Annotated in this window: 9 protein-coding genes; 7 read left to right on the forward strand and 2 right to left on the reverse strand. The window is 70.0% G+C overall.

Annotation, left to right across the window (positions count from 1 at the left end; genetic code table 11):
- Window positions 1-38: 38 nt before the first annotated feature.
- Genes Sdi02f_RS12885 through Sdi02f_RS12900 form a run of 4 tightly spaced genes read left to right on the forward strand, consistent with a single transcriptional unit; the run spans window position 39 to window position 4884 of the window.
- Window positions 39-2255 (forward strand): polyribonucleotide nucleotidyltransferase, encoded by a 2217-nt coding sequence (locus tag Sdi02f_RS12885; protein ID WP_030404954.1) that lies wholly within the window; start codon window positions 39-41, stop codon window positions 2253-2255.
- Window positions 2252-3631: a M16 family metallopeptidase gene (locus Sdi02f_RS12890; protein ID WP_030404953.1), complete on the forward strand. Its 1380-nt coding sequence runs from the start codon at window positions 2252-2254 to the stop codon at window positions 3629-3631. Before Sdi02f_RS12885 ends, Sdi02f_RS12890 begins: the two co-directional genes overlap by 4 nt.
- 40 nt (window positions 3632-3671) lie before the next feature.
- Window positions 3672-4424: a 4-hydroxy-tetrahydrodipicolinate reductase gene (gene dapB / locus Sdi02f_RS12895; protein ID WP_108933263.1), complete on the forward strand. Its 753-nt coding sequence runs from the start codon at window positions 3672-3674 to the stop codon at window positions 4422-4424.
- A 4-nt stretch (window positions 4425-4428) separates the two neighbouring features.
- The gene (locus tag Sdi02f_RS12900; RefSeq protein WP_030404951.1) at window positions 4429-4884 is read left to right on the forward strand and encodes a tetratricopeptide repeat protein; all 456 of its coding nucleotides are present in this window, start codon (window positions 4429-4431) and stop codon (window positions 4882-4884) included.
- Between the two features lie 78 nt (window positions 4885-4962).
- On the opposite strand, the gene Sdi02f_RS12905 is transcribed toward Sdi02f_RS12900, so the two are convergent.
- A complete protein-coding gene (locus tag Sdi02f_RS12905) occupies window positions 4963-5517 on the reverse strand; it encodes an SCO5741 family PH domain-containing membrane protein (RefSeq protein WP_030404950.1) in 555 nt (184 codons plus the stop codon).
- Window positions 5518-5634: 117 nt separating this feature from the next.
- Window positions 5635-5874: a hypothetical protein gene (locus Sdi02f_RS12910; RefSeq protein WP_030404949.1), complete on the reverse strand. Its 240-nt coding sequence runs from the start codon at window positions 5872-5874 to the stop codon at window positions 5635-5637.
- Window positions 5875-6088: 214 nt separating this feature from the next.
- On the opposite strand from Sdi02f_RS12910, the gene thyX reads away from it, so the two are divergent.
- The 3 genes from thyX to Sdi02f_RS12925 all read left to right on the forward strand — a co-directional run bounded on the left by thyX (window position 6089) and on the right by Sdi02f_RS12925 (window position 9785).
- Window positions 6089-6829 (forward strand): FAD-dependent thymidylate synthase, encoded by a 741-nt coding sequence (gene thyX, locus Sdi02f_RS12915; protein ID WP_030404948.1) that lies wholly within the window; start codon window positions 6089-6091, stop codon window positions 6827-6829.
- Between the two features lie 217 nt (window positions 6830-7046).
- Window positions 7047-7946 (forward strand): 4-hydroxy-tetrahydrodipicolinate synthase, encoded by a 900-nt coding sequence (gene dapA / locus Sdi02f_RS12920; RefSeq protein ID WP_031087810.1) that lies wholly within the window; start codon window positions 7047-7049, stop codon window positions 7944-7946.
- A gap of 153 nt (window positions 7947-8099) precedes the next feature.
- Entirely contained in the window at window positions 8100-9785 is a 1686-nt protein-coding gene (locus Sdi02f_RS12925) for a ribonuclease J (RefSeq protein ID WP_108933264.1), read from the forward strand.
- Window positions 9786-10024 lie beyond the last annotated feature (239 nt).

Raw genomic sequence — 10024 nt, forward strand, 5'->3', positions numbered from 1 at the left:
CGCGGGACAAAAGACGACAAGCATCGGAGAAATCACTAGTGGAGAACGAGACCCACTACGCCGAAGCCGTGATCGACAACGGCGCCTTCGGCACCCGCACCATCCGCTTCGAGACGGGCCGCCTGGCCCGTCAGGCCGCCGGTTCCGCCGTGGCGTACCTGGACGACGACACCATGGTGCTGTCGGCCACCAGCGCCTCCAAGAACCCGAAGGACCAGCTCGACTTCTTCCCCCTCACGGTGGACGTCGAGGAGCGGATGTACGCCGCCGGCAAGATCCCCGGCAGCTTCTTCCGTCGCGAGGGCCGGCCCTCCGAGGACGCGATCCTCACCTGCCGCCTGATCGACCGCCCGCTGCGCCCGTCCTTCAAGAAGGGCCTGCGCAACGAGATCCAGGTCGTCGCCACGGTCATGGCCCTCAACCCCGACCACCTGTACGACGTCGTGGCGATCAACGCCGCCTCCGCGTCGACCCAGCTGGCCGGCCTGCCCTTCTCCGGCCCGATCGGCGGCGTCCGCGTCGCGCTGATCCGCGGCCAGTGGGTGGCCTTCCCGACGCACACCGAGCTCGAGGACGCCGTCTTCGACATGGTCGTCGCGGGCCGCGTCCTGGAGGACGGCGACGTCGCGATCATGATGGTCGAGGCCGAGGCCACCGAGAAGACCGTCAAGCTGGTCGAGGGCGGCGCCGAGGCCCCCACCGAGGAGGTCGTCGCCGCCGGTCTCGAGGCCGCGAAGCCCTTCATCAAGGTGCTCTGCCGCGCCCAGGCCGACCTCGCCGCCAAGGCCGCGAAGCCGACCGGCGAGTTCCCGATCTTCCTCGACTACCAGGACGACGTCCTGGAGGCGCTGACCGGCGCCGTCAAGCCCGAGCTGGCCCAGGCGCTCACCATCGCCGGCAAGCAGGAGCGCGAGGCCGAGCTGGACCGCGTCAAGGGCATCGCCGCCGAGAAGCTCCTGCCGGAGTTCGAGGGCCGCGAGAAGGAGATCTCCGCCGCGTACCGCGCGCTGACCAAGTCCCTGGTCCGCGAGCGCGTCATCAAGGAGAAGAAGCGCATCGACGGCCGCGGTGTCACCGACATCCGCACCCTGGCCGCCGAGGTCGAGGCCATCCCGCGCGTGCACGGCTCCGCCCTGTTCGAGCGCGGCGAGACCCAGATCCTGGGCGTCACCACGCTGAACATGCTCCGCATGGAGCAGCAGCTCGACACCCTCTCCCCGGTGACGCGCAAGCGCTACATGCACAACTACAACTTCCCGCCGTACTCCGTCGGCGAGACCGGCCGCGTCGGCTCCCCGAAGCGCCGCGAGATCGGCCACGGCGCCCTCGCCGAGCGCGCCATCGTGCCGGTGCTGCCGACGCGCGAGGAGTTCCCCTACGCGATCCGCCAGGTGTCCGAGGCCCTCGGCTCCAACGGCTCGACGTCCATGGGCTCGGTCTGCGCCTCCACCATGTCGCTGCTGAACGCCGGTGTGCCGCTCAAGGCCCCCGTCGCCGGTATCGCCATGGGCCTGATCTCCCAGGAGATCAACGGCGAGACGCACTACGTCGCCCTCACCGACATCCTCGGTGCGGAGGACGCCTTCGGCGACATGGACTTCAAGGTCGCCGGCACCAAGGAGTTCGTGACCGCCCTCCAGCTCGACACCAAGCTGGACGGCATCCCCGCCTCCGTCCTGGCCGCCGCCCTCAAGCAGGCCCGTGACGCCCGCCTCCACATCCTCGACGTGATGATGGAAGCGATCGACACGCCGGACGAGATGTCCCCGAACGCGCCGCGGATCATCACCGTGAAGATCCCCGTCGACAAGATCGGTGAGGTCATCGGCCCCAAGGGCAAGATGATCAACCAGATCCAGGAGGACACGGGCGCCGACATCACGATCGAGGACGACGGCACCATCTACATCGGTGCCGCCGACGGTCCGGCCGCCGAGGCCGCCCGCGCCACGATCAACGGCATCGCCAACCCGACCATGCCCGAGGTCGGCGAGCGCTACCTGGGCACGGTCGTCAAGACGACCACCTTCGGCGCGTTCGTCTCGCTGCTGCCCGGCAAGGACGGTCTGCTGCACATCTCGCAGATCCGCAAGCTCGCCGGCGGCAAGCGCGTGGAGAACGTCGAGGACGTCCTCGGCGTGGGCCAGAAGGTCCAGGTCGAGATCGCCGAGATCGACTCCCGCGGCAAGCTCTCCCTGATCCCGGTCGTCGAGGGCGAAGAAGGCGACGAGAAGAAGGACGACGCCGACAAGTGACGTCCCGTAACGCCAGGGCGACGGCCCGCACCTCCTCGGAGGCGCGGGCCGTCGCCCGTACCCAAACCCTGATCAAGGGCGAGCACGGCATCGGCACGGTCCGCAGGACGACCCTCCCCGGCGGTCTGCGCATCGTCACCGAGACGCTCCCCTCGGTCCGCTCGGCGACCTTCGGCATCTGGGCCCACGTCGGCTCCCGCGACGAGACCCCCGCGCTGAACGGCGCCACCCACTACCTGGAGCACCTGCTCTTCAAGGGCACCCGCAGGCGCAGCGCCCTGGACATCTCCTCCGCCGTCGACGCGGTCGGCGGCGAGATGAACGCGTTCACGGCGAAGGAGTACACGTGCTACTACGCACGCGTCCTCGACACCGACCTGCCGCTCGCCATCGACGTCGTCTGCGACATGCTGACCGGCTCGCTGATCCAGGAGGAGGACGTCGACGTCGAGCGCGGCGCGATCCTCGAGGAGATCGCGATGACCGAGGACGACCCCGGCGACTGCGTGCACGACCTGTTCGCGCACACCATGTTCGGCGACAACGCGCTGGGCCGTCCCGTCCTCGGCACCGTCGACACGGTCAACGCCCTCACCGCCGACCGCATCCGCCGCTTCTACAAGAAGCACTACGACCCGACCCACCTGGTGGTCGCCGCGGCCGGGAACGTCGACCACGCCAAGGTCGTCCGCCAGGTCCGCGCCGCCTTCGAGAAGGCCGGTGCCCTGAAGGACCCGGGCGCCCAGCCGCTCGCCCCGCGCGACGGACGGCGCACCGTCCGCGCCGCGGGCCGCGTCGAGCTGATCGGCCGCAAGACCGAGCAGGCCCACGTCATCCTCGGCATGCCGGGCCTGGCCCGCACCGACGAGCGCCGCTGGGCGATGGGCGTGCTCAACACCGCCCTCGGCGGCGGCATGTCCTCGCGGCTGTTCCAGGAGGTCCGGGAGAAGCGCGGGCTGGCCTACAGCGTGTACTCGTACACCTCCGGCTTCGCCGACTGCGGCCTCTTCGGCGTGTACGCGGGCTGCCGGCCCTCGCAGGTGCACGACGTGCTCCGGATCTGCCGCGACGAACTGGACCACGTCGCCGAGCACGGCCTCACGGACGACGAGATCGGCCGCGCGATCGGCCAGCTCCAGGGCTCCACGGTCCTCGGCCTGGAGGACACGGGCGCGCTGATGAACCGCATCGGCAAGAGCGAGCTGTGCTGGGGCGAGCAGATGTCGGTCGACGACATGCTGGCCCGGATAGCCTCGGTCACGCCGGACGACGTCCGCGCCGTCGCCCGCGACGTCCTGGGCCGCCGACCGTCCCTGTCGGTCATCGGCCCGCTCAAGGACAAGCAGGCGTCCCGGCTGCACGACGCCGTCGCCTGACCCCTCCGGCCCGACCTCCCGTAAGGAAAGCGAACACAAGATGAGCAAGCTGCGCGTGGCCGTCCTCGGTGCCAAGGGCCGCATCGGCTCCGAGGCGGTACGGGCGGTCGAGGCCGCCGAGGACATGGAGCTGGTCGCCGCCCTCGGCCGGGGCGACAGCCTGGAGACGCTGGCCGGGTCCGGCGCCCAGGTCGCGGTCGAGCTGACCACCCCGGCCTCGGTGATGGACAACCTCGAGTACTGCGTACGCCACGGCATCCACGCCGTCGTCGGCACCACCGGCTGGACCGACGAGCGCCTCGCCCGGCTCACCGCGTGGCTCGACGCCTCCCCGGAGACCGGCGTGCTCATCGCGCCGAACTTCTCCATCGGCGCCGTCCTGACCATGAAGTTCGCGCAGCTCGCCGCCCCGTACTTCGAGTCCGTCGAAGTCGTCGAGCTGCACCACCCGAACAAGGTGGACGCCCCCAGCGGCACCGCCACCCGCACCGCCCAGCTCATCGCCCGGGCCCGGCAGAAGGCAGGCTCCGCACCGGCGCCCGACGCCACTGCCACCGCCCTGGACGGCGCCCGCGGCGCGAACGTGGACGGGGTCCCGGTGCACGCGGTCCGGCTGCGCGGCCTGCTGGCCCACCAGGAGGTGCTGCTCGGCGGCGAGGGCGAGACCCTCACCGTCCGGCACGACTCCCTGCACCACAGCAGTTTCATGCCGGGCATCCTGCTGGGCGCCCGCCGGGTGGTGAGCACCCCGGGCCTCACCTTCGGCCTGGAACACTTCCTGGATCTGAACTGACACCATGCGCGCCAAGATCACGTACCTCGTCACGGCCGCCGTCCTGGTCTTCTACTTCGTCCTGGTCGGCAGCCGCGGCGTGCTGCTCATCAAGACCGGCACCCTGCTCACCGTCACCTTCGGCGTCGCGGTGCTGATCCTGCCGGTGATCGGCCTGTGGTTCCTGTGGAAGAACACCCAGTTCGTCCGCAGGGCCAACCAGCTCGCCGCCGAGCTCCACGCCGAGGGCGGGCTGCCCGTGGACGAGCTGAAGCGCACCCCCAGCGGCCGGGTCGACCGGGAGTCCGCCGACGAGGTCTTCGCCGTGCGCAAGGCCGAGACGGAGGACCGTCCCGGCGACTGGCGCACCTGGTTCCGTCTCGCCGTCGCCTACCACGACGCCCGCGACACCCCGCGCGCCCGCAAGGCGATGCAACGGGCGATCGCCCTCCACGACGGCAAGCAGATCGAGACCGCCTGAGCAGGCGGAGGCCGAAGGGCCGGGGACCGGACCGCAGCGCGCGGTCCGGTCCCCGGCCCTTCGGCCTCCCTCGGGCGCTCAGTCCCGCCGGTACTCGTCGGCCCACGCCTCCACCGCGTCGGCCGCCCGGTTGAAGGCACCGTCGCGCGCGAGGAAGTCGGCGTTGTGCGTGGTCAGCAGCGGGGCCATGGGCTCCGCGGAGCGCCCCTTGCGGACGAGCAACAGCGCCTGTCCCTGCACCGTGCGCGGCAGCCCGAGCCAGCGCACCGGCTGCTGCACCGTACGCACGCTGGCGACCTGCTGCCAGGCCACCGTGCGCGTGGTGAAGAAGGCCACGTGACGCACCCCGTGGGCGCTCACCCACGCGCCCATGCGCAGCATCCGCAGGGCACAGACGATCACGACGACCGCGATGCCGAAGACCACCGCGGCGGAGGACGGCCCGCCGGTCGCCGCGATGATGACCGCCGCGAACAGGACGAACGACGCCAGCAGCAGCATCAGCGCCGCCGTCCCCACGCGCCACGGCCCCGGCCGGTAGGGCCGGCGCCAGAGGTCGCGGTCGTCGTAAGGCAGCGCGACGTCGTCGGCCGTGTCAAAGGCGCGGTCGGCCGTCAGGAAGGGCAGGGGCACGGCTGGTCCTCACTCGTTCCATGGCAAGTGTTGTGCCCGGTGAGGCTACCGACCTGTGTCTCCCGTCACCACCTTCGGGGGTCCGTACGGAGGCCGGGTCGCCGCGTCGCCCGCAGCTCAGCGCCCCTCGGACGCCTGTGACGGCTGCTTGTGCGAGGACGGCTGGTCGGCCGAGAGAGCGGGCATCCCGAGCACCAGGGAACCCACGAGCCCGGCGACGACGGTGACTCCGAGGAGCCAGCGTCCGGCCAGCTGCCCGAAGGACGCCCGCTCGCGCGGCGGCGGTGTGACATTGCTGCGGAACCTGTCGGCCTCGGCGACGAAGGCGAACGGCACGGGTTCACGCCGGCGGATCATAGGGGCTGCGTCTCCCTTCAGGGACTGGAATGAAGTGCTGTTACTCATACAGACGATCGAACGCCCCTCAAGGTGCCCTGTTTCGCCGACTTCATTGCGGCACGGCACCGATCGCCCGATTCGGCGGGCCGCGACCCGGCCGCCGTAGAGTGGCTCCGCCCCGCCAGGCGACGAGACGGGCGCCAGGCGACGAGATGGGAAGGCCCTCCACACCGTGACCGACACCCCCGCCGACGATTTCAAGATCGACCTCCGCAGCGACATCACCGTCGAGCTGGTCAAGAGCGCCGCGACCGACGCCGACGTGCTGTTCGCCGCCCGTGTCTCGACCGCCGGGGAGCAGTCCCTGGACGAGCTGAAGAAGGACCCGGAGCGCTCCAAGGGCCTGATCAACTACCTGATGCGGGACCGGCACGGCAGCCCGTTCGAGCACAACTCGATGACCTTCTTCGTCAGCGCCCCGATCTTCGTCTTCCGCGAGTTCATGCGGCACCGCGTCGGCTGGTCCTACAACGAGGAGTCGGGCCGCTACCGCGAGCTCCAGCCGGTCTTCTACGTGCCGGACACCGACCGCAAGCTGGTGCAGCAGGGCCGCCCCGGCAAGTACGTCTTCGTCGAGGGCACCCCGGAGCAGCACGAACTGGTCGGCGGCGCCATGGAGGACTCCTACCGCCAGGCCTACGCCACGTACCAGAAGATGCTCGCCGCCGGCGTCGCCCGCGAGGTGGCCCGCGCGGTGCTCCCCGTCGGCCTGTACTCGTCGATGTACGCCACCTGCAACGCCCGCTCGCTGATGCACTTCCTGGGCCTGCGCACCCAGCACGAGCTGGCGAAGGTGCCCTCCTTCCCGCAGCGGGAGATCGAGATGGTCGGCGAGAGGATGGAGGCCGAGTGGGCCCGCCTCATGCCGCTCACCCACGCCGCCTTCAACGCCAACGGCCGCGTGGCGCCGTAAGGGCCCGTCCCCGCGCCGTCCCGGCCGGGCACAGATGTACGCATCAACCATCTGAAGTGTCCGGATTGCGGCGTTTGGAGAAGTTCATCTAGCCTGATCAAAGGGACCCGGCACTGCTTGAACCCCCGAGCAGGCAGTGCCGGGCTCCACTTCCGTTCCGACCTGCCGCCTCCCCCGAGGGCAGACCTGGCCCTGAGCAACGAGTAGCGTGTAACCCATGGCTCCGACCTCCACTCCGCAGACCCCCTTCGGGCGGGTCCTCACCGCCATGGTCACGCCCTTCACGGCGGACGGCGCACTCGACCTCGACGGCGCCCAGCGGCTCGCCGCCCACCTGGTGGACGCAGGCAACGACGGCCTGATCATCAACGGCACCACCGGCGAGTCCCCCACCACCAGCGACGCGGAGAAAGCGGACCTCGTACGGGCCGTAGTGGAGGCCGTCGGAGACCGTGCCCACGTCGTCGCCGGAGTCGGCACGAACAACACCCAGCACAGCATCGAGCTGGCCCGCGCCGCCGAGCGCGTCGGCGCCCACGGCCTGCTGCTCGTCACGCCGTACTACAACAAGCCCCCGCAGGAGGGCCTGTACCAGCACTTCACGGCCATCGCCGACGCCGGCCGGCTCCCGGTCATGCTCTACGACATCCCCGGCCGCAGCGGCGTCCCGATCAACACCGAGACCCTGGTCCGCCTCGCGGAGCACCCGCGGATCGTCGCCAACAAGGACGCCAAGGGCGACCTCGGCCGGGCCAGCTGGGCCATCGCGCGCTCCGGCCTCGCCTGGTACTCGGGCGACGACATGCTGAACCTCCCGCTCCTCTCGGTCGGCGCGGTCGGCTTCGTCTCCGTCGTCGGCCACGTCGTCACCCCCGAGCTGCGCGCCATGGTGGACGCGTTCGTCGCGGGCGACGTGCAGAAGGCGCTGGAGATCCACCAGAAGCTGCTCCCGGTCTTCACCGGCATGTTCCGCACCCAGGGCGTCATGACCACCAAGGCCGCGCTCGCCCTCCAGGGACTGCCCGCCGGACCGCTGCGCGCCCCGATGGTGGCGCTCACGGCCGAGGAAACCGAACAGCTCAAGATCGATCTTGCCGCCGGCGGGGTACAGCTCTGACATCAGACTTCGCACCACCGCACGACCGGACGGACTTCACAACTGAATACGCGGGCCACCGGTGCCCGCACCCCACAACGACAACTGCTTCTGCACGAACGTCACGCGCGCCACGTGCCACCGGTACGTGGCGCGCGTGGTGAGGAGAGTCTTTTGAGTCATCCGCATCCTGAACTGGGCCGGCCCCCGGCGCTTCCCAAGGGCGGCCTGCGGGTCACGCCCCTGGGAGGCCTCGGCGAAATCGGCCGCAACATGACGGTCTTCGAGTACGGCGGCCGTCTGCTGATCGTCGACTGCGGCGTGCTCTTCCCCGAGGAGGAGCAGCCCGGCATCGACCTGATCCTGCCGGACTTCTCGTCCATCCGGGACCGCCTCGACGACATCGAGGGCATCGTCCTGACCCACGGCCACGAGGACCACATCGGCGGCGTCCCCTTCCTCCTGCGCGAGAAGCCGGACATCCCGCTGATCGGCTCCAAGCTGACCCTCGCCCTCATCGAGGCCAAGCTCCAGGAGCACCGCATCCGCCCGTACACCCTCGAGGTGGCGGAGGGCCACCGCGAGCGCGTCGGTCCCTTCGACTGCGAGTTCGTCGCGGTCAACCACTCCATCCCGGACGCGCTGGCCGTAGCCATCCGCACCCCGGCGGGCATGGTCGTCCACACCGGCGACTTCAAGATGGACCAGCTTCCGCTGGACGGCCGCCTCACCGACCTGCACGCCTTCGCGCGGCTCAGCGAGGAGGGCATCGACCTGCTCCTCGCCGACTCGACCAACGCCGAGGTGCCGGGCTTCGTCCCGCCCGAGCGGGACATCTCGAACGTCCTGCGGCAGGTCTTCGCCGGAGCCCGCAAGCGGATCATCGTGGCGAGCTTCGCCAGCCACGTCCACCGCATCCAGCAGATCCTGGACGCCGCCCACGAGTACGGCCGCCGGGTCGCCTTCGTCGGCCGCTCCATGGTCCGCAACATGGGCATCGCGCGAGACCTCGGCTACCTGAAGGTCCCGCCGGGCCTGGTGGTCGACGTCAAGACGCTCGACGACCTGCCCGACAGCGAGGTCGTCCTGGTCTGCACGGGTTCCCAGGGCGAACCGATGGCCGCCCTGTCCCGCATGGCCAACCGCGACCACCAGATCCGCATCGTCAACGGCGACACGGTGATCCTGGCCTCGTCCCTCATCCCGGGCAACGAGAACGCGGTGTACCGCGTGATCAACGGCCTGACCCGCTGGGGCGCCAACGTCGTCCACAAGGGCAACGCCAAGGTCCACGTCTCGGGTCACGCCTCGGCCGGCGAACTGCTGTACTTCTACAACATCTGCCGCCCGAAGAACCTGATGCCGGTCCACGGCGAATGGCGTCACCTGCGAGCCAACGCCGAACTGGGCGCCCTCACCGGCGTCCCGCACGACCGCATCGTCATCGCCGAGGACGGCGTGGTCGTCGACCTCGTCGAGGGCAAGGCGAAGATCACCGGCAAGGTCCAGGCGGGATACGTCTACGTCGACGGCCTCTCGGTCGGCGATGTCGGCGAACCGGCCCTGAAGGACCGCAAGATCCTCGGCGACGAGGGCATCATCTCGGTCTTCGTGGTCATGGACTCCTCCACCGGCAAGATCACCGGTGGGCCCCACGTCCAGGCCCGCGGCTCGGGCATCGACGACTCGGCCTTCTCCGCGGTGCTCCCCAAGATCACCGAGGTACTGGAGCGCTCGGCCCAGGACGGCGTCGTCGAGCCGCACCAGCTCCAGCAGCTGGTGCGCAGGACCCTCGGCAAGTGGGTCTCGGACACGTACCGGCGCCGGCCGATGATCCTGCCTGTGGTCGTGGAGGTCTGACGGACCGTCGGACCCCCGGCAGCGTCAACCTGGAGCGGGGCGCCTCGATTTGCATCGGGGCGCCCCGCTCCAGTACGTTTGCATCTCCGCTCGGACGGGCACCCCAACCACTTCGTGGTTCGGAAGCCGCCCCGGAGGGTGGAAATACCGACTCAGAATCTCTGATAAAGTCGGAACCGCCGGAAAGGGAAACGCGAAAGCGGGAACCTGGAAAGCACCGAGGAAATCGGATCGGAAAG

The sequence above is a fragment of the Streptomyces ardesiacus genome, assembly GCF_003112575.1.
GTDB lineage: Bacteria > Actinomycetota > Actinomycetes > Streptomycetales > Streptomycetaceae > Streptomyces > Streptomyces ardesiacus.

What these genes read in the sequence shown, in the direction of transcription:
- dapB (WP_108933263.1), top strand. Translation starts at nt 3,672, where the DNA reads ATGAGCAAGCTGCGCGTGGCCGTCCTCGGTGCCAAGGGCCGCATCGGC.
- Sdi02f_RS12910 (WP_030404949.1), bottom strand. Translation starts at nt 5,874, where the DNA reads ATGATCCGCCGGCGTGAACCCGTGCCGTTCGCCTTCGTCGCCGAGGCC.
- dapA (WP_031087810.1), top strand. Translation starts at nt 7,047, where the DNA reads ATGGCTCCGACCTCCACTCCGCAGACCCCCTTCGGGCGGGTCCTCACC.
- Sdi02f_RS12900 (WP_030404951.1), top strand. Translation starts at nt 4,429, where the DNA reads ATGCGCGCCAAGATCACGTACCTCGTCACGGCCGCCGTCCTGGTCTTC.